We start from the raw sequence: 26,015 nt of genomic DNA, 5'->3' as shown, positions 1-26,015 counted from the left end.
CCCTCTAACCCAGTCACTCCGTAACTTAAAATTCATACCTCAGAACCCAATTAATTCCCTATATTTGTATCAATAAATCTATTTATCAAAATGAAATTTTTTATTGACACAGCTAATTTAGAGCAAATCAAGGAAGCAAGAGACCTTGGAATTTTAGATGGTGTAACAACCAATCCTTCATTAATGGCCAAAGAAGGAATTCAGGGAGCTGAAGCGATCAAAAACCATTATAAAACGATCTGCGAACTTGTAGACGGAGATATTTCTGCAGAAGTTCTTTCTACAACGTATGAAGAAATGATTAAGGAAGGAGACGAATTGGCTGCTATTCACCCGAATATCGTTGTAAAAATTCCGATGATCAAAGACGGAATCAAAGCTTTAAAATATTTTTCCGATAAAGGAATCAAAACAAACTGTACATTGATCTTCTCTCCGGGGCAGGCTCTTTTGGCGGCTAAAGCGGGAGCAACTTATGTTTCTCCTTTCTTAGGAAGATTAGATGATATTTCTACAGACGGCTTGAAGCTTATTCAGGAAATCAGATTGATTTTCGATAACTATATGTACGAAACTGAAATCCTGGCAGCTTCTATCCGTCACTCAATGCATATCATCGACTGTGCTAAAATCGGAGCTGATGTTATCACATCTCCACTTCCTCCGATCTTGAGCTTATTGAAGCACCCATTAACAGACAGCGGATTGGCTCAGTTTGTTGCAGATTCTCAGAAATTAGCATAATCACTGATCCTTATTTAGATATAAAATATCCCGGAACAATGTAGCGTTTCGGGATATTATTTTTATGGTGGTCTGTATATTATTCTTTCAGGATATTTTTCACAATCTTACACGGATTCCCCACGGCCACTACATTCTCGGGAATATCTTTCGTTACCACGCTTCCAGCTCCAATCACCGAGTTATTTCCGATAGAAACACCTGGAAGTACAACCACATTTCCTCCCAACCACACATTATCACCAACTGTGATCGGATGTGCATATTCCAGACCTTCATTCCTTTGCTGCACATCAAGCGGATGGCCTGCAGTATAAAAACTGCAGTTGGGTCCGATAAAAACGTTATCACCAAACTCTACTTTAGCACAATCCAGAATAACGAGGTTATGATTGGCATAGAAGTTCTCCCCTGCTTTTATGTTATATCCGTAGTCACACCAGAAATTGGGTTCTATACAGATATTCTCTTTTATACTGCCAATAATTTGCTTAAGAAGTCTGTATCTGTTTTCTGTATCGGAGTTTTTCAGACCGTTGTATTCCTGGCACAGATCTTTGCAGGCAATACGTTCCTGAATCAGTTCTTTATCATAATTGGCATTGTATAAAAGCCCTGCTGCACATTTTTCCTTTTCTGTCATGAGATATAACTTTGGTTGCTATTACTTATTGTTCATTGAAGATACTAAATATATCATAACATGATGAATTGATATTTATCATTTTTTTCTTCAATGTCTTTTGTTAAAATAAAAAACAGGATGACAAAAATGCCATCCTGCAGATATTAGAAAATATATAATTTTACTTGAACAAATCCGGTTCTATTTTATTGTTATTTTTTAATTGGTCTTCTTTTGCTCTTTTTTCAATATTCCTGTACATTTCATTCATATCAATGCTTTTACCATCCTGATTCTTCATTTGCACTACAGCTCCTGCCGGAAGCGTGCTCATGGTTTGCTTCATATCTTTTGTAGGATCAGCAAGATAATCTTTCCAGGCTTTTTTAAACTGCTTTTTGCTGATCTCTATTTCTTTCCCTCCCAAACCTATTGTAATGAGACCAGGTATTTGAATATCTTCCTGCGAAGCAGCTTCCGTTTTCTTATTACCGATCAGGGTTATTATATGTGAGCCTGTAATGTCCTCAATTTTAACAATAAGTCCCGGCAATCCATAGAATTTATAAGGACCATCCTGAAAAGGAATATCTGTAGAAAACCATGCTACCCAACTTCTTCCTCCATAATTGGTAGTTGCTTTTTGGGTATTATACTCTCCGATTTTCTGCTTTTCAGGAAGTATTTTCCATTCAGGCTTTTGATCTTCCGGCATTTTATAGCTGGTATTCCCAATGTTTTCTGAGAATGAAACACTGTAATCCGGATACTTTTTTGTAACCGTTGAGGAAATTGTACCGGGTTTTATATTTTTTTTGATATTAATGCTGCTCCCAAATCCTCCTTTCATCTGCTTTGCAATATCTGCTTTTGTTGTTGAATCTGCAACAAACTTTTCGCGACTGTAATATTTAGATCCGTTTTTATCAATGTCCAGAAACATTATATCACTTTTCACATCTGCTTTATTGGTAGAATCAGCGATGTATTTATAGTCATAAAAGAATCTGTTGACTTGTGCATTGGCAAAAACCCCTAAAAATGCTAGTAAAATCAAATATTTTTTTCCCATAATCTATGCTAAATTGTATTAAAAAGGCTTTGCCAATCTGGAACTGACAAAGCCTGATGGAACTTTATTTCTTTGTTTCAATTCTTATTTCCCCTTCGGTCCCTTTTACAAGACTTCCTTTAATAACTCGCATACTTGCGATATTGTCAGGTTTCAAAGTATTAATATCTTCTTTGGAACTCTCTCTTCCGTCTATATAGTATTTGTATCTGGAATCGTCACCGGGGCTTATATTGAATTTTTTAACTCCATTCATTGAAATATTGCCATTCCCGTCTTTTTTAATAAAGTCAGCATGCATTACCATCACATTAGGAGAAGAACTTACCATCGTAAAATTACCTCCTCTGAAATTTTGTGCTGTTTTTTCTGCTTCCACGCGTGCTTTTTCAGCTTCTTTTCTTATTCTGTCCGCATCAATTCTGATTCTTTCACTCTGTACTCTGATTCTATCACCTTCAGCGCGTGCTCTGTCACCTTCTACCCGTGCTTTTTCTCCTTCTATTCTGGCCTTAGTGGCTTCTTTCATTGCTTTTTTAGCTTCGGCCATTGCTTTCCGTACCTCTTCTTTTTCCTGAGCGCTCAGATCCTTATAGTTAACAATTCTGTTTGTTTTAAAATAGGTTATTTTGGGTTCTTTTGGCGCTTTAGGTGGTGCTGGAGGAATGGGCAGTTCTCCTATTTTTGCAGCAGCTTTTTCCGCTTTTTTTGCTGCTCTTTCTATTTTACGAAGCTCTTTTTTACTGAGAGGTTCCATGTTCTCAAGCTCCTTCATCTGATTCTTCCATTCAGCAGAATTGAAATACTTATCCACTTCAACTTTTGAAGCAATTTCTCCTATCTCTGAAGCAAGATTGCTTATTTCTTCTATTTTATCGCTGAAGAGATCACTTTCGGGATCCAAACCTTCCAGCTCTTTCTCTTTTTCTTTTATTTTCTTTTCAAGTCCTGAAATTTTTGTATGGTCTTCAGGCGATACGGTTTTTAGTTCTGCAATTTTTTCCTGACCTGATTTTTCAGGTCTTATCGTATCTTTCTTGATTTCTGAAACGACTTGTTTAATGGAAAGGTTTGTTTCTTCAATTTCTCTGTTTTTAGCATTTACCAGATAAGCAAAAGCGATAGAGAATACAACCGGCAAGGCAAAAATTCTTCGCGCATATCCGAACTTGGTTTTTGGTTTTTGTAACATCTTAAGTCTTTTTTTAAGGTTTGAACTTAGAAACGGACTGGCAACAGGCAACTGTGTTCCGGAAAAGTGGCTTGCTAAAAGCATCTGCGCAAATGCTTTGGTGTCCGATTGTTTTACGGCTTTTTTATCAGCCAGATATTCATGGATTAGATTAATTTCTCTTTTAATAAGATGAAAGAACGGATTGAACCAGAAAACGGAGGTTATAATCTCGATAAAGATCTTATCAAAAGAATGTTTCTGCTCAATATGTACCATTTCATGTTTTAAAATCTGTTTTCCGATATCAGAATTCAATGTGATTGTATTCTTCCAGAACAGGTTTTTAAAATAAGAAAATGGAGCTTCGGTAAGGTCTGTACGGTAAAAATTGATTCCGTCAAAACTTTCTTTCTGAAATTGGTTTTTAAACTGCTGGATTTTGAAAATCCCAAACAACAGCTTCCCTAAAAAATAGAGAGAAACCAGTCCCAGAGCTGAAAAAATAATGTTAAAATAAAGGTTACCATTGTCTATGTTTTTTTCTGTGTTAAAATTCTGAATCTTGTCAAGAAGCATATACATATCACTATTTACTTCTATCGTAAAATCATCTATTCTGATGAGTGGCAACAAAAGTGATATCACAATGGCACCCAAGAGATAAAATCTGTTATAATGATGGAATGTCTTGTCTTTTAATGACAACTGATAGTACAAAAATGTTACACCTGAACATAAAATAGTTTTCCCAAAGTATAAAAGTATTGCTTCCATAGGTCTTAGTCTTTCTTTTTGAGTTCATCTAATAACATCTCAAGATCTTCTACTGTCATTTCATTTTTTTCAACTAAAAATGAAACGGCACTTTTGTAAGAACCTTTAAAGTAGTTTTTCACAAGGCTCTTCATGGTTTTCCCGGAATACTGTTCTTTTGAAACCAGCGGAAAGTATTCATGCTGCCTTCCGTATACATGATAGTCTACAAATTCTTTATCCTTCAATACTTTTAAAATGGTGGAAACAGTATTTGTGTGTGGTTTTGGCTCCGGAAAAAGATCAAGCACATCCTTCAGGAAGCCTTTTTCTAATTTCCATAAATACTGCATTACCTGTTCTTCTGCTTTTGTTAGAGTCTGAATTTTCATATTCCGTTCATTTATCAATTAAAGTGATATACAATCATCTCATTCTATATCACTAATAAATTAGTTATACAAATGTAGAAATAAAAATGAATCAAACAACTATTTTTTTAGTGATAAAACATTTTAAAAACTAACCGACTGAAAATCAATGCAATAAAAATAGTTAAAATTTATTAAATTTTGAATGGATGGAAATACTTGCTGTTTATTTTACAGAAAATCATTCAATTGTATTGCTTTTTTACACTAAACAGGTCCAGTTGCTCAAAGATTTTCAACTCTTTTAGTAGCAATCCTTGTTAAGATTTAAAACCTTAACAAGGATAAGTACAGATCAAAAAATAAGGTTAAAAAAAATTCATAATCACAAATGTCAGATTCAAAGTAAAATTTGTCCGATTGATCAGATTTTAAGAAAAACATATCTCAAAAAGTCCTGAAATTTGAATAAAAACAAAGAGATATGAATAGTTTTTTGAAAAAATTAAAAACAAAAAACATCCTGGTGATAGTACTGTTTGTCTTTATTGGGATTCAGTTTTACAGACCTGAAATTGTACAAAAGCCCATAACAGGAGAGATTCATGTGCCTACTGAAGTAAGAGCGATCCTGCAGCGTTCGTGTTTCGATTGTCATTCTAATCAGACAAATTTGAAGTGGTTTGATCAGATTGCACCTGCTTATTGGCTGGTGGCAGATCATATAAAAAAAGGAAAAGAAGGACTCAATTTTTCTGAATGGGATAAACTGGCTCCTCCTGCACAAAATGCAAAACTTTGGGAAGCTTTTAACCAGATTAATCTGAAAGCAATGCCTCTAAAAAGCTACGAATTACTTCATCCCGAAGCAAAACTTTCTGAAAATGATATCCGCATCCTGAAAAACTATGTGACTTCTCTTGCTCCAAAACAAAAACCAGATACTGCAAAGGTTTCGGCTTATAACAAACAGCTTCAGCAAGTCGTCCATACTCAGGCATCCAAAGTATCATTCCCTACTGCACCGAATGGGATCAGCTATATTCCTGATTATAAAAACTGGAAACCGATAAGTTCTACAGAAAGGTTTGATAATGGAACCATGCGTATCATATTCGGAAATGATATTGCTGTAAAAGCGGCAAAAGAACATAAAACAAATCCGTGGCCGGATGGAACCATAATTGCAAAAGTAGCATGGGACCAGATAATAGATAGTGATGGGAATGTCACTACCGGAGCCTTTAAACAAGTGGAATATATGATTAAGGATTCCAAAAAATTCGCTTCTACAAAAGGATGGGGATGGGCAAGATTTTTATCTCCCAAACTTGAACCCTATGGAAAGATAGCAGATTTCGCCAACGAGTGCATCAGCTGCCATCGCCCTATGAAAGACAATGATTTTGTATTTACCTCTCCTCTTAACCATTAAGCTATGAAGAATCTGATTGTTTATTTAATAATGTGCGTATTTGTTCTGAGCTGCAATTCCCAAAAAGAATATGAACCTGTGAATCAAAATGCGTCCCTTCCCGAAAGTTTTGATTTTAATGCCATGAACTTAAGGGTTGTAACCTCTTCGATCAATCATAAAAAACAGACTATGATGACGCTCTACGGCACCGATTCAGCAATTGATGATTTGAAGGAGAATGCTGGAAAAGTCAATAGTAAAGAAAGAATACTGGCATTGGTTACCTGGTCGCAAAAGGACGATCCTTATTGGTATGGGGCTAAAGTCCCCAATAACCTTCTGTCTGTAGAAGTTATCAAAAGTAAACTGCCTTTCTCAGAAAACTCAGAAATTCTATATCAAAAATATGAAGGGAAAGAATTGAAGAAGGTGAACGCAGATGTTACAAACAGAGTTTCTACAATTCTAAGTATGAAACCTTCAATCATGCCTTAACACAGGATTTTAAAATCACATATAAAAAATAGTATTCATTAAAAACTATTAAAAAAATGGAAAAATTTACATTCGGTTCAAGCCTGGTTACGGGATGTCTTTCTGCAGCGCTATTTTGTGTTTTTATAGAAATCTCAGTGCTAAATAACGGACGTGCTGCCGTGCCGTTATTTAGCTTTTGTATCTTTGTGACTGCTTAACTGCCTGATTTTTATTTATGATCTATGCAAAATATATAAATACCAACGGAAGAAAAGTATTCAGGATTGATCCGAGAATCATTCTCTTCAGTGCTCTTTTTATGGGGATTCTTGCTTCAGTGCCCAAAATACTGCGTATGCATATTACATTGGGAGAGCTGACAATAGATTTTTCCATCTCCTTTTTATTCTCACTGTTTGTATGGTATTTTAATATCTATAGTCTGCCGAAATTTTCTATTCAGAATATATCTACGAGATTTTTCAATAAAAAACTGGTGATCAGCTTATCCATCGGAGTAGTTGTCATGGCAGCCATAGTGCTCCTTCATCATATTATATTTCCCAAGTATGGATTTAATACCATGGTATTGATGTACGAATTCCGGGGCGTATTGATCAATCTGACGATTTATATGTTCCTGTATCTTTTGTATCAGACTTATAATTCTCAGCAGATTAAATTTGAACTTGAACAAATCAGAACGGATAATCTCAATGCCCAATATGAATTACTGAAGCAGCAGATTAACCCTCATTTTTTATTCAACAGTCTCAATACACTGAAGTCTATGATTGACATAAAAGATGAAAGTTCCGGAGATTTTGTGGTAAGGCTTGCGGATTTCTATCGCTTTACCTTAGACAACAGAAAAATGGATCTTATTCCCTTAAAAAAGGAACTCACAATTCTGGATGCCTATGTTTTCCTTCTGACATCGAGATTCGAAGATGGCATAGAGTTTAAAATAGATATTCCGGAAGAGATCTTAAATTCATACATTCCTCCTTTTACGCTGCAGCTTTTGTGCGAAAATTGCATCAAACACAATATTGTATCGCTGGCCAATCCGTTAATCATAAAATTATACAGTGATAACGAATATATTATTATTGAAAATAATTTCCAGCCCAAGAATATTCCCCAGGAATCCGCAGGAATAGGAATTGAAAATATCAGAGAACGTTACAAGCATTTTGCTGAAAAAGAACTTACCATATTGCATAATGATCATAATTTCACAGTAAAATTACCCATAGTAGATGAAAGTTTTAGTAATAGAAGATGAGATAAAAACCGCAAAGGCATTGGGACGGATGATCGCTGCAGTACAACCGGAAGCTACCATTGTACAGTATATTGAAAGTGTTGCTATGGCTGTTGAATATCTTTCTGGTACTGAAACTCCGGACATCATATTTATGGATATTCAACTGGCAGACGGAAACTGTTTTGAGATATTCAGCCAGGTCAGAATAAAAGTGCCTGTCATTTTCTGTACGGCCTTTGACGAGTATGCAATAGAAGCTTTTAAAAGTAATGGAGTGGATTATATCTTGAAACCTTTTGAGAAAAAAGATATTCAGTCCGCTTTTGAAAAGATCAATAACCTTAAAAACTTCTTTCAAAACACTCCTTCTCCCGACCGGAAACTGGAAGATATTCTGAATAATCTGACAACAGGAAGAGGAAAAACCAATTTTCTGGTCTTTTCCAATAATAAATACAATAATATTCCTGTTGACAAAATTGCCTGCTTTTACAGCCAGTTTGGAAGTACTGTACTGGTGACTTTCGATCAGAAAGAATATTCAGTTCCACAGTCATTGGATGAGATCGGGCAGCTGGTTTCAGGAGCTCAGTTCTTCAGGATTAACAGACAATATCTGATCAACTTTACAGCTATTGTTGAAGTGGAACATTATTTTTCACGAAAACTTCTTGTCAGTCTGAAAATTACCACCCCGGAAAAGCCATTGGTCACCAAAGATAAAGCCTCCCGTTTTCTTCAGTGGCTGGAAGAGCGATAAAACAACTAACTAAAAGCAGTATATAAAATAATTTAATCTCGAAAGCTAATATTTTGCCCGATCAGAAATGGTTTTTGCACAGCAATAAAAAAACGAGCTCAACTACCGCTCAAAATAAAGAATAAATAAAATGGATCAAAAAAATATTATTGCAGACGAATTTATTCGCTGTAAATTTGATTTTCTTGGTGAGGACTTTCTGGAAGGGCTTAAAACTCAAACACGGAGAAATAGCAGAAAGTCTGGGAACTTCACAGGAAGTGGTAAGCAAAGTCCTGAAAAAAATTGAAAATGAAGGAAAAGTCGTTAAAGATGAAGAAGGTGAAATATGGGCTGCAGATCAAATGCTTTTACCATTAAATAAATAATAACATATACATTAATATTAAAATCTTTTCTAAATGAAAAAATTACTTTTTATCGGAATGGTGCTTATAGGGATTATAAGCCTTTCGTCATTTATTAAATCGGATGATTCAAGAGGTACAAAACCTGCAAAATCAATTTATGATTTTAAGATTGAATCTATCGACGGCGGAAAAATTGATTTTTCTGAATACAAAGGAAAATACATTCTTATTGTAAACACAGCCTCCAAGTGTGGATACACTCCTCAATACAAAGGATTGGAGCAACTCTACAAGGATTATGGTGATAAACTGGTTGTGGTAGGTTTCCCTTCTGATAATTTTGCAGATCAGGAATTTCATGACAATGTTGATATCAAATCTTTCTGCGAAAAGAACTATGGAGTCACTTTCCCACTTACCACTTCTGTGGATGTGAAAGGTTCAAAAATCACTCCTGTATTCGATTATCTTACTCACAAATCTCAAAATGGAGTAATGGACGCCACCATAAGCTGGAATTTCAACAAGTTTCTGATCAGCCCGGAAGGAAAATTACTGGAACATTTCGACTCTAAAGTGGTTCCTGAAAGTGATAAAATCACTCATTATTTCAAATAAATAATCTTTACAAAACACTACTATCATTATGAGTAGTGTTTTTTTATCCTTCTACAAAATATTTTTTCACACTAAATGTCCATTCGGATGCACGAATTGAGTTGCATTAACAATTTAAATTGCAAAAATCATGTCAATAAAGAACTTGAAGACGTCATTTTTACAACAATGGTTCATATACATTATAGAATTGTTAAATTTTATTAAATAAATATTAAAATGTATTTGTTTTAACCGGGAAATTATATTTATTTTAGTGCTTTAAAAATTTCTCATGAAAAGATATAATTTATTGATTGTACTATTACTGCTTATTTTCAATGTTACGACAGCACAAAAGAAAGGTTCTCCTGCTGCCGATCTTAGTATATTAAAAGATACAAAATCAAAAATCGAAGCTACCGTTCCATTGGTTATTCAGCATCTTCAAACGATCTCTACAAAAGAAGGAGATAATAATATTTTGAATAACGGAAAGATTGCTTTGGGTAGAGAATATGGCATTTTAGAGTCTGAATGGTTTTTATACAGAAACAATATGAAAAACTGTATCCTGAACAATTCTTCTAAAAAAGCTAAAAAATGTATGGAATACCATAACAATATGTTGAGAGGTACGATGATCAATTATAACAATTATATTACCAACCTTACAAGAAAGAACGGATACCTGGGTGTTGAAGGAGATACAAAATTTGAATTCAAACCTGCTGATATTGCTACAAAACTAAGTGAAGCTTACTTCAATGCAAACGATGCTGCGGGAAGAATGAAAGCGGATCAGAAAAGAGACTTTTTAGGGCAGACAATGTCTGATGACAACAAACTTACTCCTTATGCTCAACTGGCACAATAATATCTAAATCATATTAAAAATAAAAAAGAGAACCGCAATTGTGGTTCTCTTTTTTGTTCAAAAGCAAAAAATCTCCGCCGGAAAAAGCAGTTTTGTGGTACTAATCATAAAACCCTTGGGGAAAAAGTAGAAAATTAGGCAGAGATTTTTTTGCATACACTCTACAGATCAACTGTCCTACCCATGATCTGTAAGAGCTTTACAAAAATAGGACTATAGCCTTCTGCTGGCTGAAAATACCTGTAGAATTAAATGTTCAAAACTGTAGAACTAATACTACTTCTCATTATAGAAGTAAAGCACCTCAAAAAAGGTACTCTACAATTACGTTTGACTTACTTTATTCTATTTCCACCAGTGGTAGTAATTATGCAGTCCGTCATATTCAAACCCGCAGCGTGGATACAGCGTGTTTCCTATATCATTTGTTTTTTCGGTTTCAAGCATCAGTCCACACGCTCCTGTTTCTTCACACCATTGTTTACTGCGGTCAATTAATGCCACAGAAAGTCCCTTCCCTCTATAATCAGGATGAACAAAAAGATCACTTAACAGCCATTGTTTTTGCAATCTGGTATAATGAAATAATTTGTAAAGCTGTACGAATCCTACGGCTTTTCCGTCTGCTACAGCAAGGAAAATATCAGACTCACTGTTTAAAAACCGTTCTTTGAGAAAAGCCTTCCCTTTTTCAAGATCCGATTCCTGTCTGTAAAAAATACGGTAAAGATTGAACAATTCAGCCGTTTCATCAAGATCCTCAAGACTTGCCTTTTTAATCATGTAATTCATCGTTATATCTATTTTTATTAACACGGCAAAAATAACTTTAAACAGGACCAGTGGTATCATCCAGAATCATATTAAAACCATAGTCCAGACAGACTTACTCTGATCTTTATTAAATTACACAATGAATATCGCACGTTTCGGATTGTATTGTTCTGAACAACTTTAGACTTTTGCAGAATAAAATCAAACCAATGAAAAATATTGTTCATACAATCAAAAATACAGACTGGCAACAACTTACAGAAGCAATGCATCAAAACGGATATGCTATTATTCCTGATCTGCTGTCTGAGGAAGAATGTGAACTATTAAAATCAGATTACGATCATTCTTCTCTTTATCGTAAAACAGTCGTCATGGCCAGACATCGTTTTGGTTTGGGGAATATAAATATTTTACTTATCCATTACCCAAAATTATTCAAACCATACGGACAACCATTTACCCATATCTGGCTTCTATTGCCAATGCATGGTTTAAAGCTTTACATATCGACACTCAATTTCCTTCAGATCATCAGGAGTTCTTAGATCAATGTCATCTTAACGGCCAGCAAAAAGCTACGGTTTTAATTTTGAAATATGGAAAAGGTGGATTTAACACCTTACATCAGGATCTATATGGAGATATCTACTTTCCTATTCAAATTGTATTAATGCTCAGTGAACCTGACAAAGATTTTACGGGTGGCGAGTTTGTGCTTACCCAACAGATTCCGAGAGCACAGTCAAAAGCCATTGTTTTAAAACCTAAAAAAGGGGATGTGCTTATTTTTACAACTCAATTTAAACCGGAAAAAGGAACAAAGGGGTACCACAGAGTCAATATGAAACATGGAGTAAGTGAAGTGAGAGAAGGAAACCGATATGCGTTAGGAATTATCTTCCATGATGCAACCAGCTAATTATTAAATAAGTGAACTATGATTCAGCATTCTCAGATCACAGCCGAAAGTCTTAGAAGTAAAATCCACCACCGAGACATTTGTTATGGAGGGAATAAAAAATTGAAAATCTACGGATTACTCAGCTGTCGATCAGGAAAAAGAATGAAGATGGAAAACAGGGTTTTCTTTACAGGTGAGAAAGAAGCTTTAGAAAATGGCTATCGTCCGTGTGGTCATTGTATGAGAGAAGCTTATCAGCAATGGAAAAACAAATAAACGATGAGAAATGAATAAAAAAGAGAAGCAATACTTACTGCTTCTCTTTCGTTTAGTAGCGGGAACCGGACTCGAACCGATGACCTTCGGGTTATGAGCCCGACGAGCTACCTACTGCTCCATCCCGCGGTATATTTTTAGAGTGTTTACCGAAAACACTTGCTTAGTAGCGGGAACCGGACTCGAACCGATGACCTTCGGGTTATGAGCCCGACGAGCTACCTACTGCTCCATCCCGCGGTGTATTTTTAGAGTGCTTACCGAAAGCACTTGCTTAGTAGCGGGAACCGGACTCGAACCGATGACCTTCGGGTTATGAGCCCGACGAGCTACCTACTGCTCCATCCCGCGGTATATTTTTAGAGTGCTTACCGAAAACACTTGCTTAGTAGCGGGAACCGGACTCGAACCGATGACCTTCGGGTTATGAGCCCGACGAGCTACCTACTGCTCCATCCCGCGGTGTATTTTTAGAGTGTTTACCGAAAACACTTACTTAGTAGCGGGAACCGGACTCGAACCGATGACCTTCGGGTTATGAGCCCGACGAGCTACCTACTGCTCCATCCCGCGATATTGGATTGCAAAGGTACGAATATTTTTTACAAATCCTAATTTTTCTTTTAAATAAAGGACTTTTATGAAAACTATTTTATTATTTGTATCTTTGTTTTATGGCAAAGATATTAAAAATTTATCCGGACAACCCACAGGAAAATCTTGTGAATGAGGTTATTAAAACTTTAAACAACGGCGGGCTGATTATCTATCCTTCTGATACGATTTATGCTTTAGGCTGTAATATTTTTGATATCAAAGCCATGGAAAAACTGGCTCAGCTCAAAAAAATGAAGCTTGAGAAGTCAAAATTCTCAATTATCTGTAATGATCTTAGTCATCTTTCGGATTTTACAAGACCTATCGATACCTCTGTCTTCAGATTTCTGAAAAGTCATCTTCCCGGACCGTTTACTTTCATTCTCGAAGCCAATAAAAGTTTACCTTTAGCATATAAAGGACATAAAACAATTGGTATCCGTGTTCCTGACCATCCGATCCCTCAGCTTATTGTTGAAAAACTAGGTCACCCGATTGCCTCTACTTCCATTAAAGACGATGATGAAATTATCGAATATTCTACCGATCCTGAACTTATTGCAGAAAAATATGATCATCTGGTAGATATTGTTATTGATTCAGGATATGGAGATAATGTGGCTTCTACTATTGTAGACCTTACTTCAGGAGAACCGGAGATTATCCGTCAGGGAAAAGGGATCATTTAATTCAAAGTTCAAGGTTTAGGATACTGAATTATGAGTCTTACCGGGAAATATGCTGTAGGGATTTTACTCACGTTTACTATTTTAGCTGCAGCCATGCTTTATGCTTTTCCGGCTGTCACAAGGATAACCGGAATAAAAGGAATTACAGAAGTCAATTTCTTTCTCAGCAGAATTACGTTATGGATAATTCTCATTCTCGTATTTCTCTACACTATTTTTATTGAAAAAAGTGCTTTTTTACTTAAGGAAGAGACAAAATATTCAGCTGCATTTTATGTCAAAGCTGTACTGAGCTTATATTTTATCTGTTTGATTGGCGGAGGAATTCTGAATGCAGTCATCCTGTTTTTTATAGAGGAAAAAATAAGCAATAAGCTTCTCAACCTTGTTCCCATTTTTAGAAATAACTATTTTTTAGTTATTTTTACATGCCTTACAGCTGCTATTGTAGAGGAATTGCTGATGCGGGGCTATGTACAGTCCAGGCTTGAAAAAATCTACAACAACCCCACCGTTGCAATTGTTATTTCATCGGTCTTATTTGGAATTTTACATAGTACTTACGGTACCATAAGCCAGGTTCTCGGACCTTTCTTTATCGGAATCGTGTTTGCTATATTTTATAAACGCTATTCAAATATTAAAATTCTGATCATCTGTCATTTTATGATTGATTTTATTGCCATGATGATGATGAATTTTATTGATATGAAACACTTATCTGTATTTTAACATTATGAAAATTATAACATCTCCTGCCAAATTAATGAACGTGGAAAATTCAACAGATCTTTTGAAATCTTCTACTCCAAGATTCATTGAAGATGCAGCATTGATACAATCTTATTTAAAAGAAAAATCGCCTAAATATCTTTCTGAGTTGATGGAAATTTCACCTAAGCTTGCTGATGAAAACTGGGAAAGAAATCAAAAATGGAAATCCAAACCTACAGCAAAAGAATCTGCTCCCGCAATGTTTGCCTTTACAGGAGAGGTTTACAGAGGACTGGATGCCAAAACACTGGATAAGAATGCTGTAGATTACCTGCAGAAAAATTATAGAATACTTTCCGGGCTTTACGGTTTACTGAAGCCCTCTGATAAAGTGATGCTTTACAGGCTTGAAATGGGTCGTCCTTTTGAATTTGAGCAATACAAAAACCTCTATGAATTCTGGAGAGAAAAGATTACGGAACAATTGAATTCTGAAATGAAAAAAGGAGAAGTCCTGCTTCAGCTTGCCAGCAATGAGTATGGAAAAGTAATCGACAGAAAGAAACTGAACCATACCGTGATCGATTTCGATTTCTATGAATTAAAAGATGGAAAACTGAAGACCATTGTTGTGTATACCAAGCATGCCAGAGGTCTTGTAGTGAGATTCTGTGCAGAAACCAATGCCAAAACACTGGAAGATGTAAAAGCATTCAACTATGAAGGATACAGAATTGATGAAGAAAAGTCTACGGATACAAAACTGGTTTTTACAAGATAAATGACAATTTCAGCATTTAAAAAATATTTCAAGACAGAACTTTCCGATCTTTATACAGAGTCGGAAAGTATGTTTTTATCATCTTTATTCATTCAGCAAATTGTAGGTTTTGATTCATTTCAGCAAAGAAGATTCGCTGAACAGGAACTTTTGATTGACGATGAAGAAAAATTGTATCACCTTGTTTCGGAACTTAAAACCGGAAGACCTTATCAGCAGATATTGGGTGAAACAGAATTTTACGGAATGAAATTCTTTGTGGATGAAAATGTTCTGATTCCCCGCCCTGAAACTGAAGAGCTGTTGGAGATGGCTATCAGGGAGATTAAAGATTCAAAGTTTAAGGTTCAAGGTTTAAAGATTCTGGATATAGGAACCGGAAGCGGAATTATTCCTCTGGTTTTAAAGAAACATTTTCCGGAAGCTGAAGTTTCATCTATTGATTTTTCTGAAAACGCATTGAAAACAGCCAAAAGAAATGCAGAGTACCACCAATTGGAAATCCAATTCATTCATGCTGATTATCTCAATTTTGAACTGGCTGAAAATTACGACATCATCATTTCAAATCCTCCCTACATCGGGATTGAAGAAGAGATCGAAATTGCTGATTCTGTAAAAGAGTTTGAACCTAAAATGGCTCTATTCTCTCCTACTTCAGATGCTTTGATCTTTTACAGAAAAATTGCGGACGATGCTAAAAAGTTTTTAAATGAGAATGGACTTCTGTTTCTGGAAATCAATCAGAAACTGGGTCCTGAAACGCTGGAATTATATCTGGATTTTTCTAACGCTCAATTATTAAAGGATTTATCTGAAAACGATAGATTCATTTATGGAAAGAAATAAATAATTACCCATACCATGTTCATCAAATCACACGAAATCAACACGATAAAAATTGCAGAAATTATTTCTGATGACATCATTATCCAGTCTGCACAAGACGGACTGGATCTTATGGGAGATATCTATTATCAAGGGTTTGATAAAGTTATTCTTCATGAAAAAAACATTACCTCTGAATTCTTTGGTTTAAAAACAAAAATGGCGGGAGAGATTCTTCAAAAGTTCTCAAACTATCGTATAGGATTAGCTATTATAGGTGATTTCAGTAAACATGAAAGTAAGAGCATGAAGGATTTTATTTTTGAAAGTAATAAAACAGGACATGTTAATTTTGTAAGCACTCTGAATGATGCATTGAATAATTTTTCAAAGTAGACTCTTTCTCAATCCTTTAATATTAAAAATACTAATATTTTTCGTTATTTTAAAATATCTACACTTCATATTTTAATATTTCTTAGTAGAATAGAAAGATTTGCATAATAAAAACCATCTTATTGATTTGTAAATTATGTAAAAATTTAAACCAAAATATGTTAATTATTAAGAGAAGTTTAGAATTAATTCTATAAACACAAACACATGAATATTTCTTTGTATATTTGCAAAAAACACGAGGGAATATGAATCTTACTTATTTAAGAGCTTATACGGCTACATAATCAATCTATTTTTTCGACTAACCGCTCAGGTGGGCATAAGATATTTCTTTATGAAGTATTACTTGCTATATCTGTTGGTGAGCTTTTGAACAAAAGGTCTCATTTGGCTATTATTTGAGCAGAACAATTCATTGTTTTAATGAATGTGTCAGTAATAACTATTGCCTTTGTAGAATTAAGCCTAAAAATATTCTTTCCCCAAAAAAACATACACACAGATAAAAAATTATTAAGACATCATGATTAAAAAATTATTTCTACCAATCATTTTCGCCAGTTCATTTTCTTTCGCTCAAGTAGGGATTAACATAGCCACACCTGATCAAAGTGCAATTCTGGATGTTTACAGCCAAAATAAAGGTATGCTGATACCCAGACTGACTACAGTACAAAGAGATGCTATTGCCAATCCTGCCAACTCGCTTCTTATCTACGATACAGATAAGAAATGTTTAAGTCAGAATATCGGTACTCCTCTCAAACCGGATTGGCTTTGTATCAGCAGCAATGCCGTAAAAATGTTTTATATGCCTAGTGTTTCTTTTGACACTTCCACAACAGCCAATGGTCGAACCAAAGATTTATATACATTGTATAAAACTCAGTTTGGATCTCCAAAAGCAAAGAGTACCAGTGCTCCCGCTTCAATTCCTTTTTTCCCATCCAGTAAAGATCTTTACTATTATGTAACAGATGCAGATCCTAATGTATTCAGTAATATTTCTATTTCTGATGATGGAGTAATGACTTATGATGTAAAAGCTGCAGCAACAGACTGTTCTTTTATCAATATTGTTTTCGTTGTTAAATAATTGAGTGATGATAAAAAACAGCTCAATTTTTCGATACAAAAGATATCTGTTTATTTTTTCCTTATTTATTTTCTCACAAAATATTCAGGCACAAAATGAACAGGGAACCGGTTATCCGTACTTTGTTAATTTCACACAGGGATTACAGCCTCAGGAAGCCTATAAGGTGGCTACCAGCGGTGTTCAGAATGACGCTACCTTTACTACGGACGGATTAAGACTTACCCGAAGTGTCAATAATATTTCAGGAGGAGTGATACTTGCTGATAAAATTTTCAAAAGTGACCAGGGAATCAAGTTCGAGTTTGAATTTGCCATTTATGGAGGAAATACCAACGGAGGAGATGGAATTTCCATATTCCTGGTAGATGGATCTATTCCAAAAGACCAGCTTAATCTCGGATATTTTGGTGGAGGATTAGGATATAGTTTTGTACGTGGTGGAGAATCTACGGAAGGCCTGAGAGGAGGCTATCTGGGAATAGGTCTGGATGAATTCGGAAATTTTAAGACAAGCTTTAACCAAGGTGAAAGGGTTAGAAACGGAATATTTGGAGTAGGCCTAGCCGATGGACGAAGCAATGTCTCTTTAAGAGGAAAACGTGGAAACCAGTATCTGTCTTCAGCTGAGCCCGCAGGATATAACGGTTATCCGCTGCTTTACAGTATTGCGACCAATGCTTTACCATCCAGCAGCAACAGATCTGCTTATCTGGATACGGCAACAGGAAAATATATAGGTATTAAAAATACAGCACTTCAACAGTTCAGCATTGAAAGTGGCGGAACTACAATTCCTCAGAATGAAAATGATGCAAGATTCCGGAAAGCATATGTTACCCTTGTTCCCAATCCGGCAGGCGGTTACAATATAACCTTGGAAATCCAGCACGGAACGGTGAAAGAAAAGGTGATTGACAATTATTACTACCCTACTTCACTGAAATATACCGAGACTACTATTTCCAACACTACGGTAAGGACTCTGGATACTTCGCCTCCTTCTACTTTCAGAATTGGATTTGCAGCATCTACCGGAGCTGCTAAAAATATACATTTACTGAAAAATTTAGGGGTTACAAGACCTTATGCTGCTGAAGTAACAGATGATTTGTTTGCAGGTTGCCCGGGGATAAAGTCAATCTACTACCCTTTACTTAATGATGCAGCTTATTCGTCTGCAAGTGGACAAAACCCGCCAACCCTTTCGTATAACAACCTTGATTTTAATTCATTCCGTTTTCTGGATAACAATGGAGCTGTGATTCCTAATATCACAGGAGGTGTTTATACCAACAGCCAGGGAACATGGACCTATTTCGCCACTACGGGAGCACTTTCTTTCAAGCCTGCGGCAGGATTCACAGGAGTAGCCCAGGTACAATATGATATTAAAGGAGGTGGAAGCAGTGGTACTGAAGCGCCTTACAACAAGGAAGAGTACAGGTCATTGCCGGCATTGGTACAGGTTAATATTTCAAGTGCCAATAACTGCAGCAAAGCCTGTGTTATTTCCAATAAAAATGTAACTCAGAAAATCACAAGATAATTGGATAAACCAGCTTTTAGGAGCTGGTTTTTTTATTTTTAACAGGATTTTCAATAAAATACTGAACAGCATCTTCGATCGCTTTATCAATAGGCTGGTATTGAACTCCCAACTCTTCTATTGATTTCTGATTAGAATAATAATTACTAATCTGCAGAGCTTTCATATTGGAAGAACTCAGATCTGTTTTAATTTTAAATTTTCTCAAAACATCACCAATTAATCCAAGGAAACTTAAAAGTTTGTTGGGAATTGGGATCATGATTGGATTTTGCCTGGTAATCCGGTTCACTTTCTTAAAAAACTCTCTGTAGCTTAAGTTTTCATTAGCTAGAAGATATTTTTCGCCATTCTTCCCTTTTTCAACGGCATTTACTATTCCGTTGGCGGCATCTTCCACATGCACAAAGTTCTTCCCTCCTTTCGGATAAAAAATCAGTTTTTTCTTCCATACCCAGAAGATGATTTTCCCGGAACTTGGCTTGCTATCATATGCTCCGATCATAAAGGTGGGATTAACAATGATAACATCCGTATTCTTACTATTTTTTAAAAGATATTCTTCCGCTTCCAGTTTACTTTGCGCATACAAAGAATGGGTAAAAGGATAGATTTGGGATGCTTTTTCACTTCCTAGAAATGCAGTGTTTCCAAATCTTAAGGTATTGGCTGTACTCACAAACAAAAACTTTTTTACGCCCATCAATTCTGCATGGGTAAACAGATTCACAACAGCTTCGTAATTCACTTTTCTGTATTCATCATAGCGGATAAGATTCTGGCGTGTTTCCGCCGCCAAATGAATAATACAGTCCATATCGGTCAGGTACACTGAAATATCGCACAGAAGGTCTGCTTCCACAAGCTTCAGATTTTCGTTTTCTTCGCCCAGCCAGCTGCTTTTTTGGCGCACCAGAGCAGTAACAGAATAACCATTTTGTAATAATTTAAGGATAACATTAGTTCCCAGAAGCCCTGTTGCTCCGGTTACACACACTTTTTTCATGCTTCGATTTCTCTTTTTATGGCCTGGGTCATTAATGGTAACTTGATCCATATGGGTAAAATTTTCATCACCAGCCAGCTGATTGGGTTCACCATAATTACGGAATCTTTTTTAAATAATTGCCGGATGCTGTATGAAGCTACCTTATCAGGATTCAAAAGTGTTAATCTTCCCATAAAACCTTGTTTTTCTATTCTTTCACAAACATCTTTATTGGTTTTCATTGCTCCCGGATTAACAACGCTTACAAAAACATTGGTATCTTTCAATTCTTCATGCAGTCCTCTTGAAAATGAATGAATAAAGCTTTTAGAAGCAGGATATACAGTTTTAAAACCAATGGGAGAAAAAGCAGCCATACTTGACACATTCAGTATATAGGCTTTGGGTTGTTTTAAAAGGTTAGGAAGCAGCTGATGTGTCATCAGTGAGGTGGCCGCTACATTTACCTGTAAAATCGTGTTGATATAATCCGAAGAAGCTTCCGTAAATTTTTTCGTTCCTCCAAGCCCTGCATTATTTATCAAAATATGAACATCAAAAGAACAGTTGAGCCATTCTGTAAGCTTCATTACATTTTCATGCACAGAAAGGTCTGTTTCATAGTAATGAGCTTTTATATCATACTGTTTCTCGAGCTTTACAGATAATTCTTTGAGATTCTGATCCGGAAGACTTATAAGAATGACATTGATTTTTTGTTTTGCAAGATTTTCAGCAAATGATTTTCCAAGTCCCTGGCTTGCTCCCGTGACGACTGCATATGATTCTTTGGTATCCATAAGTTTAAATTGTATGGTACAAAGCTATCGTAAGGGGGATGTCTGAATGTTCCGGATTATCTGAACGAACTGATTTTAAGAACGGGAAGCTAAAATAAATAAATCACTGAAAATCAAAAATTTAAAACAAATAAAAAGTAAGAGTTTATAAACCTGAACTTATTTTCTGAATTCAGAAGGTGTTTGTCCGGTCACTTTTTTAAAAGTTGTATTAAAAGAGGTCTTAGAATTGAATCCGGATTCGTAGGCAATTCCCAAAATGGATAATTTGCTATTGGTTTCTTTCAGCAGTTTTTTGGCATAATCCACTCTATATTCATTCACATATTGGAAGAAGTTTTTTCCAAAGCCTGTGTTGATGACATAAGAAAGATGATGGGTAGAAACGGAAAGCATTTCAGCCAGTTTGATCAGGTTAAGTTCGCTGTCAAGATACGGCTTTTGTAAGTCCATAATCCCTTCCAGTGAAGTTTTAATCCTTACTAATTCTTCATCAGAAATAAGTTTTCTTTTAACTTCTTCCGGATCCGAATTTTCGTCCATAGAGATCAGTTCCTGTCTTTGTTTTTCTTCTAAAGGATAAATTTCCTTCTGTTTCAGAGAATAATATCCTACACAGTAAATAACCGACAAAAAGACGGCATTGATAAAGAAATTCAGTGATTTCGGATCATAGAACAGATTATAAATCACGTAGATGATATTCACAATAAGAAGTACAAGAATAATATATTCCAGCCAGTTCAGATTGATTCCTTCGGTATTGGAAGAAAACTGCTGGATCTTTTTCTGATGTTTCCTGATGGTAATATAGGAAAGAGCCGTATAGAAGAGGGCCTGAATCAGGATCAGAATTATACTGAGATATTGAAATGGCTTTTTATATCCCAGTTTGATCAATATAAGACAAACCAGAAAAGCAGCCGGAAGGATTAAAAACTTAACAACTGTAAGTTTAAAAGTAAAGGAAGGATTGGTATAAAACAGCACACTAAAGTAAAAAACAACAGGGGTAAAAAACTGAATAAGTCTAACCCAAAACAATGAATGAAACTCAATGATTGAACCGGTGATGAGAAACAGTACTTCATCCAGCCAAAAAGTAGACCACAGAAAGAGAAATATCCCGAACCAGAAATTAGCTTTATGGTTTACTTTTAAAGGGTTGGCAAGCTTTAACAGAGAAAGCAAAACCAATGAACCATAGATAAGTATCACGATGAAACTGTTTAACTCTGATGTGTTCATTGGTTTTGATATTTTGATTAAAAATAGTCTTTTATCCTATTCGCTTCCTTACAAAAATTTCATATCCTAAATAGATAAGTGGAAGTGACATGATTCCTAAGAAAAGGATATTGCTCATGGCCAGCTGCGGATGCATGACAATAGAGTACACCAATCCGAAAAACGCTCCTCCAAGGTGAGCAGCATGCCCAAGATTATCCCACTGCTTAGGATTAAGCATCATGTATACTGAGTACCCGAAATATAGTGTTCCAAATAACCATCCTGGTAAGAAGTTGACACTGATCTCATTCGGAGCCATGGCTATGGAAGCAAAAATGATTCCCGAAACTGCACCAGATGCTCCAATTGCTGAATACCAAGGTTGGTTTTTATAAATCTGTAAGCTGAATAAATTCCCCAGAATCATTGATCCGAAATATAGAATCAAAAATCCTACTTCTCCAAAGAAACTAATAACGACTCCCTGGAAAAAATACAGAGAAAGCATATTAAAAAATAAGTGCATAAAGTCTGCATGCAAAAACGCAGAACTGATAAGTCTTACATATTCTTTACGATTCGCAATCGCTCCGACATTGAATTTATATTTCTCAAATAATGCTGTATTATTGAACCCCATGTAACTAAAAATACATGTGGCTGCAATAATAATGATAACAACTATATCCATTGTGTTCTTTTTATGTTATATCTGAACAGACATCTTAGTTTAGTCTATTCATTTTCATTATTTCCGTCACCCTGGAACAAATCTCCAATAATTCCTCCATCTTCATCCGTTTCGCCTGTTGGTTCCGGATCTTCGTATACTTCAGGCTCTTCTTCTACAGGTTCAGGAATGGTAATATTGATGGCTTTTACTTTGAATTTCGTAAACTGGTTTCCAATAGCTTTTATTCCTTTTACCGCAATAAACTCATCAATATTAATAGTTTCCGGATCGCGTTCTTTCCCTTTATCTTTTGCAAAAATAATTTCTGCAGTAACATCGTTGGCAACAATTACATTTTCGATGAATGATTTCGGGTGTTCAGAAGGCATGAAAGTCTGTACATTCACTGTATTTTCCAGTAAGAATCTCTTAATGAAATAAATATCTTTTTCTCCGTCGTAATAGATACAGGTAATCGGCTGTGCAGGTCTCCATTTTTCCAACACCAGATATTCATCATCAAAACGGTTACCCAAGTCAAAAGACACCAGCTTTACTTCACCATTGGTATTGATGGTCAGGATTTTATCATCTCCCTTGAAACTTCCCAATAATGTACCTCTTGCATCGGCATTTAGTCTTCTTACCGTATCATCAAACCAGATTTTTCTGGGAGCGAGCGTAGAAACTCCTTCTTCCTTCATATCTACTTTCTTTACAGCGTACTTAGTCACCAGATTTCCTTTGGAATCACGCCCTTTAATGGCAAGATCGGAGAAATTGATCTCCATTTTGTTTTTTCTGATTCTAGGGTTAGGTTTTAAAAGCACAGTTACGGTTTCTGCTTCTCCATTAGGATTGGCTGAGAAATATAATGTTTCTGATCCTTTTTTATCTGAAGCTAACGGGTAATCTGTATTTCGGGTTACTCCGGTTACAGAGAATCGTTTCATATAATAAGGTCCTTCCCTTCCTTCACGATAGATCATATTATAGACGGTTCTCTTATCGTTTTTCTTCCAAACAGCAACATGAAGAATGTCTTTACCAATGAAAGTTTTTGCTTCCACTTTTACTACCTTCATACTTCCGTCTTTTCTGAATGTGATGATATCATCAATGTCGGAACAGTCAAACAAATACTGGTCTTTCTTCAGAGATGTTCCGATGAAACCTTCTTCGAAATTTGCATAGAATTTTTCATTGGCTACGGCTACTTTTGTTGCATCAATCGTATCAAAGATTCTAAGCTCAGTCTTTCTTTGTTTGTCTTTACCGTATTTTTTCTGAATATTTAAATAATAATCAATAGCATAAGCAATCAGGTTAGCCAGATTATATTTTACCTGTTCTATTTTACCTTCCAGCGATGCAATATTTTCTTTAAATTTATCTAAATCAAATCTTGAAATTCTCTTGATTCTGATCTCGGTCAGTTTTAAAATATCCTCTTCTGTAACGGTTCTTAAAAGATGTTTGGTATGAGGTTTTAATCCTGCATCAATGGTCTTTAATACATCTTCCCAGGTTTTCACTTCTTCAATATCATGATAAATCCTGTTCTCGATGAAAATTCTTTCCAATGAAGAGAAGTGCCAGCTTTCCTGCAGTTCATGAAGCTCAATTTCCAACTCTTTCTTCAGTAAGGAAACGGTATGATCTGTATTCGTTTTTAAAATATCGGATACTGTAAGAAACATTGGTTTGTCACCTACAATCACACAGGCATTCGGAGAGATTGTCACCTGACAGTCTGTAAATGCATACAGCGCATCAATAGTCTTATCCGGTGAAACATCATTATGAATATGAATCAGGATTTCTACTTTATCTGAAGTATTGTCCTCAATCTTTTTGATTTTGATCTTCCCTTTCTCATTGGCTTTCAGAATAGAGTCAATAAGGTCCGTTGTTGTTTTGGAATAAGGAAGTTCAGAAATGACTAATGTATGCTTATCCGTCTGGGTAATTTTGGCTCTTGCTCTTACTTTTCCTCCTCTGTGACCATCGTTATATTCGGAAACGTCAAGATAACCGGCAGTTAAAAAGTCCGGAAACAGTTCAAATTTTTTACCTTTTAAGTAAGCTACAGAGGCATTGATAAGTTCATTAAAGTTATGAGGAAGTATTTTTGTGGAAAGCCCTACTCCGATACCTTCTACTCCCTGTGCAAGAAGCAAGGGAAATTTTACCGGTAAATCAATAGGTTCATTGTTTCTTCCGTCATAAGACTTTGTCCAATCTGTAGTTTTAGGATTAAAGACTACTTCCAGGGCAAAAGGTGTCAGTCTTGCTTCAATATATCTCGCAGCAGCCGCAGAGTCACCTGTATAAATATTTCCCCAGTTTCCCTGAGTATCTATTAACAGTTCTTTCTGCCCAATCTGCACCATGGCATCTGTAATGGAAGCATCACCGTGTGGGTGATATTTCATGGTATTTCCCACAATATTGGCCACTTTATTGTAACGGCCGTCTTCCAGCTCCCGCATGGAGTGCATAATTCTTCGTTGAACAGGTTTTAAACCGTCATATATTGAAGGGATCGCTCTATCCAGAATTACATAGGAAGCATAATCAAGAAACCAGTCTTTATACAGCCCGGAAACTTTTTTTAAGCTTTCACCCTCATGCGAATATTCTTCTGTCGTCATCTGTTTTATCTTTTTTCTCTTTATTAGCTTTCACTACTTTGTTCAGAGAGAGTTTTAAATCGTTTACTTCTTTGTTGCTCAAATAAGAGATCTGGTATTTGAGTATGGTAGAACCATTATTTTTACTGGAAACGGTAATGTATAATCTTTTGAAAAAGAAAATACTGACCACATCATATTTTATCAGTTTGTATTTTGGAAATTCGTCATGAAGAGGTTTATTTAAAAAAGGAATAACATTCCTGTTTTTAAAATTCAAAGCTTCTCCATCACTGTCGTATTCAAAAATCTGTCTTCCGCTGATATAAAAGACAATCAGCAGCAACACAGGAATAATAATTAATAAATAACTTTCTTTATCCATCGCATGAAATCTGTATTCATTGGCTGCAAATACAGTTATCCCAAACGCTGCAATCATTAAAAGCAGTGTACTCAAAGAGTTATAAACTGATGCTTTATTACGGTTACTTAGTCTCATTTTATTTTTTTGGCTGTGTAAGTATTATAATTTCCTACTTCATCCAAAATTGTGCTTTTTTTCCAGTCTGCAATAGCTCTTACAATCAGTTTTTT

The 26,015-nt window shown here is 35.6% G+C and carries 27 protein-coding genes, 5 tRNA genes and 1 pseudogene; 17 read left to right on the top strand and 16 right to left on the bottom strand.

Annotation, left to right across the window (positions count from 1 at the left end; genetic code table 11):
• Nucleotides 1-90: 90 nt before the first annotated feature.
• The gene (gene fsa / locus KBP46_RS01560) at nucleotides 91-744 is read left to right on the top strand and encodes a fructose-6-phosphate aldolase (protein WP_216444460.1); all 654 of its coding nucleotides are present in this window, start codon (nucleotides 91-93) and stop codon (nucleotides 742-744) included.
• 79 nt (nucleotides 745-823) lie between these two features.
• On the opposite strand, the gene KBP46_RS01555 is transcribed toward fsa, so the two are convergent.
• The 4 genes from KBP46_RS01555 to KBP46_RS01540 all read right to left on the bottom strand — a co-directional run bounded on the left by KBP46_RS01555 (nucleotide 824) and on the right by KBP46_RS01540 (nucleotide 4,760).
• The gene (locus KBP46_RS01555; RefSeq protein ID WP_120231420.1) at nucleotides 824-1,387 is read right to left on the bottom strand and encodes a sugar O-acetyltransferase; all 564 of its coding nucleotides are present in this window, start codon (nucleotides 1,385-1,387) and stop codon (nucleotides 824-826) included.
• 163 nt (nucleotides 1,388-1,550) lie between these two features.
• Nucleotides 1,551-2,441, bottom strand: a complete 891-nt coding sequence (locus KBP46_RS01550) for a GLPGLI family protein (RefSeq protein WP_062675123.1) — start codon at nucleotides 2,439-2,441, stop codon at nucleotides 1,551-1,553.
• 64 nt (nucleotides 2,442-2,505) lie between these two features.
• Nucleotides 2,506-4,389 (bottom strand): M56 family metallopeptidase, encoded by a 1,884-nt coding sequence (locus tag KBP46_RS01545; RefSeq protein WP_216444459.1) that lies wholly within the window; start codon nucleotides 4,387-4,389, stop codon nucleotides 2,506-2,508.
• 5 nt (nucleotides 4,390-4,394) lie between these two features.
• Complete coding sequence (locus KBP46_RS01540) at nucleotides 4,395-4,760, bottom strand: BlaI/MecI/CopY family transcriptional regulator (protein WP_034695620.1); 366 nt, start codon at nucleotides 4,758-4,760, stop codon at nucleotides 4,395-4,397.
• 505 nt (nucleotides 4,761-5,265) lie between these two features.
• On the opposite strand from KBP46_RS01540, the gene KBP46_RS01535 reads away from it, so the two are divergent.
• From KBP46_RS01535 to KBP46_RS01505, 7 genes are all read left to right on the top strand, one after another.
• Nucleotides 5,266-6,174 carry a heme-binding domain-containing protein gene (locus tag KBP46_RS01535; RefSeq protein ID WP_253297154.1) on the top strand — a complete coding sequence of 303 codons (909 nt, stop codon included), beginning with the start codon at nucleotides 5,266-5,268 and terminating at the stop codon, nucleotides 6,172-6,174.
• 3 nt (nucleotides 6,175-6,177) lie between these two features.
• Entirely contained in the window at nucleotides 6,178-6,651 is a 474-nt protein-coding gene (locus KBP46_RS01530; RefSeq protein ID WP_216444457.1) for a cytochrome P460 family protein, read from the top strand.
• Nucleotides 6,652-6,868: 217 nt separating this feature from the next.
• On the top strand, nucleotides 6,869-7,921 hold the full coding sequence (locus tag KBP46_RS01525; protein ID WP_062675127.1) for a sensor histidine kinase: 1,053 nt from the start codon (nucleotides 6,869-6,871) through the stop codon (nucleotides 7,919-7,921).
• A complete protein-coding gene (locus KBP46_RS01520; protein WP_216444456.1) occupies nucleotides 7,896-8,663 on the top strand; it encodes a LytTR family DNA-binding domain-containing protein in 768 nt (255 codons plus the stop codon). Before KBP46_RS01525 ends, KBP46_RS01520 begins: the two co-directional genes overlap by 26 nt.
• 149 nt (nucleotides 8,664-8,812) lie before the next feature.
• Nucleotides 8,813-9,031 (top strand): helix-turn-helix domain-containing protein, encoded by a 219-nt coding sequence (locus KBP46_RS01515; protein ID WP_253297153.1) that lies wholly within the window; start codon nucleotides 8,813-8,815, stop codon nucleotides 9,029-9,031.
• Nucleotides 9,032-9,064: 33 nt separating this feature from the next.
• Nucleotides 9,065-9,631: a glutathione peroxidase gene (locus KBP46_RS01510; protein WP_216444455.1), complete on the top strand. Its 567-nt coding sequence runs from the start codon at nucleotides 9,065-9,067 to the stop codon at nucleotides 9,629-9,631.
• A gap of 274 nt (nucleotides 9,632-9,905) precedes the next feature.
• Nucleotides 9,906-10,487 (top strand): hypothetical protein, encoded by a 582-nt coding sequence (locus KBP46_RS01505; RefSeq protein ID WP_062675130.1) that lies wholly within the window; start codon nucleotides 9,906-9,908, stop codon nucleotides 10,485-10,487.
• A 345-nt stretch (nucleotides 10,488-10,832) separates the two neighbouring features.
• On the opposite strand, the gene KBP46_RS01500 is transcribed toward KBP46_RS01505, so the two are convergent.
• Complete coding sequence (locus KBP46_RS01500; RefSeq protein ID WP_123279914.1) at nucleotides 10,833-11,279, bottom strand: GNAT family N-acetyltransferase; 447 nt, start codon at nucleotides 11,277-11,279, stop codon at nucleotides 10,833-10,835.
• Nucleotides 11,280-11,470: 191 nt separating this feature from the next.
• Here KBP46_RS01500 and KBP46_RS01495 point away from each other — a divergent pair.
• Nucleotides 11,471-12,183: pseudogene (locus tag KBP46_RS01495) on the top strand (2OG-Fe(II) oxygenase).
• A gap of 18 nt (nucleotides 12,184-12,201) precedes the next feature.
• The gene (locus KBP46_RS01490; protein ID WP_123279916.1) at nucleotides 12,202-12,441 is read left to right on the top strand and encodes an Ada metal-binding domain-containing protein; all 240 of its coding nucleotides are present in this window, start codon (nucleotides 12,202-12,204) and stop codon (nucleotides 12,439-12,441) included.
• Between the two features lie 56 nt (nucleotides 12,442-12,497).
• Here the strand turns inward: KBP46_RS01490 and KBP46_RS01485 are convergent.
• The 5 genes from KBP46_RS01485 to KBP46_RS01465 form a co-directional block, all read right to left on the bottom strand.
• Nucleotides 12,498-12,570, bottom strand: a tRNA-Met gene (locus KBP46_RS01485).
• Between the two features lie 38 nt (nucleotides 12,571-12,608).
• Nucleotides 12,609-12,681, bottom strand: a tRNA-Met gene (locus tag KBP46_RS01480).
• A 38-nt stretch (nucleotides 12,682-12,719) separates the two neighbouring features.
• Nucleotides 12,720-12,792 (bottom strand) — tRNA-Met (locus tag KBP46_RS01475).
• A 38-nt stretch (nucleotides 12,793-12,830) separates the two neighbouring features.
• Nucleotides 12,831-12,903 (bottom strand) — tRNA-Met (locus tag KBP46_RS01470).
• Between the two features lie 38 nt (nucleotides 12,904-12,941).
• Nucleotides 12,942-13,014, bottom strand: a tRNA-Met gene (locus tag KBP46_RS01465).
• Nucleotides 13,015-13,115: 101 nt separating this feature from the next.
• On the opposite strand from KBP46_RS01465, the gene KBP46_RS01460 reads away from it, so the two are divergent.
• The 7 genes from KBP46_RS01460 to KBP46_RS01430 all read left to right on the top strand — a co-directional run bounded on the left by KBP46_RS01460 (nucleotide 13,116) and on the right by KBP46_RS01430 (nucleotide 19,094).
• Nucleotides 13,116-13,727, top strand: a complete 612-nt coding sequence (locus tag KBP46_RS01460; protein ID WP_034696488.1) for an L-threonylcarbamoyladenylate synthase — start codon at nucleotides 13,116-13,118, stop codon at nucleotides 13,725-13,727.
• Between the two features lie 30 nt (nucleotides 13,728-13,757).
• On the top strand, nucleotides 13,758-14,459 hold the full coding sequence (locus KBP46_RS01455) for a CPBP family intramembrane glutamic endopeptidase (protein WP_216444454.1): 702 nt from the start codon (nucleotides 13,758-13,760) through the stop codon (nucleotides 14,457-14,459).
• Between the two features lie 4 nt (nucleotides 14,460-14,463).
• Nucleotides 14,464-15,222 carry a peroxide stress protein YaaA gene (yaaA, locus tag KBP46_RS01450; RefSeq protein WP_062675135.1) on the top strand — a complete coding sequence of 253 codons (759 nt, stop codon included), beginning with the start codon at nucleotides 14,464-14,466 and terminating at the stop codon, nucleotides 15,220-15,222.
• On the top strand, nucleotides 15,223-16,071 hold the full coding sequence (gene prmC / locus KBP46_RS01445; RefSeq protein WP_216444453.1) for a peptide chain release factor N(5)-glutamine methyltransferase: 849 nt from the start codon (nucleotides 15,223-15,225) through the stop codon (nucleotides 16,069-16,071). It begins immediately after the preceding gene.
• Nucleotides 16,072-16,086: 15 nt separating this feature from the next.
• Entirely contained in the window at nucleotides 16,087-16,446 is a 360-nt protein-coding gene (locus tag KBP46_RS01440) for a DUF4180 domain-containing protein (RefSeq protein ID WP_216444452.1), read from the top strand.
• Between the two features lie 526 nt (nucleotides 16,447-16,972).
• Nucleotides 16,973-17,545 carry a hypothetical protein gene (locus KBP46_RS01435; protein ID WP_062675138.1) on the top strand — a complete coding sequence of 191 codons (573 nt, stop codon included), beginning with the start codon at nucleotides 16,973-16,975 and terminating at the stop codon, nucleotides 17,543-17,545.
• 7 nt (nucleotides 17,546-17,552) lie between these two features.
• A complete protein-coding gene (locus KBP46_RS01430; protein WP_253297152.1) occupies nucleotides 17,553-19,094 on the top strand; it encodes a hypothetical protein in 1,542 nt (513 codons plus the stop codon).
• A gap of 16 nt (nucleotides 19,095-19,110) precedes the next feature.
• Here KBP46_RS01430 and KBP46_RS01425 read toward each other — a convergent pair whose 3' ends face one another.
• The 6 genes from KBP46_RS01425 to KBP46_RS01400 form a co-directional block, all read right to left on the bottom strand.
• On the bottom strand, nucleotides 19,111-20,100 hold the full coding sequence (locus KBP46_RS01425) for an NAD-dependent epimerase/dehydratase family protein (RefSeq protein ID WP_216444451.1): 990 nt from the start codon (nucleotides 20,098-20,100) through the stop codon (nucleotides 19,111-19,113).
• Nucleotides 20,097-20,882, bottom strand: coding sequence for an SDR family oxidoreductase (locus KBP46_RS01420; RefSeq protein WP_216444450.1), 786 nt, complete (start codon nucleotides 20,880-20,882; stop codon nucleotides 20,097-20,099). Before KBP46_RS01420 ends, KBP46_RS01425 begins: the two co-directional genes overlap by 4 nt.
• A gap of 159 nt (nucleotides 20,883-21,041) precedes the next feature.
• Nucleotides 21,042-22,130: an AraC family transcriptional regulator gene (locus KBP46_RS01415; protein WP_216444449.1), complete on the bottom strand. Its 1,089-nt coding sequence runs from the start codon at nucleotides 22,128-22,130 to the stop codon at nucleotides 21,042-21,044.
• A 31-nt stretch (nucleotides 22,131-22,161) separates the two neighbouring features.
• Nucleotides 22,162-22,803, bottom strand: a complete 642-nt coding sequence (locus KBP46_RS01410) for a rhomboid family intramembrane serine protease (protein ID WP_216444448.1) — start codon at nucleotides 22,801-22,803, stop codon at nucleotides 22,162-22,164.
• A 44-nt stretch (nucleotides 22,804-22,847) separates the two neighbouring features.
• Complete coding sequence (locus tag KBP46_RS01405) at nucleotides 22,848-25,439, bottom strand: DNA gyrase/topoisomerase IV subunit A (protein WP_120231437.1); 2,592 nt, start codon at nucleotides 25,437-25,439, stop codon at nucleotides 22,848-22,850.
• Entirely contained in the window at nucleotides 25,414-25,920 is a 507-nt protein-coding gene (locus KBP46_RS01400; protein ID WP_253297151.1) for a hypothetical protein, read from the bottom strand. The genes KBP46_RS01405 and KBP46_RS01400 overlap by 26 nt, the downstream gene beginning before the upstream one ends.
• Between the last annotated feature and the right edge of the window lie 95 nt (nucleotides 25,921-26,015).

Source organism: Chryseobacterium sp. PCH239 (genome assembly GCF_018924625.1).
GTDB lineage: Bacteria > Bacteroidota > Bacteroidia > Flavobacteriales > Weeksellaceae > Chryseobacterium > Chryseobacterium cucumeris.
The sequence above is the reverse complement of the archived record's forward strand: the minus strand, read 5'-3'. Positions and strand labels throughout refer to the sequence as shown.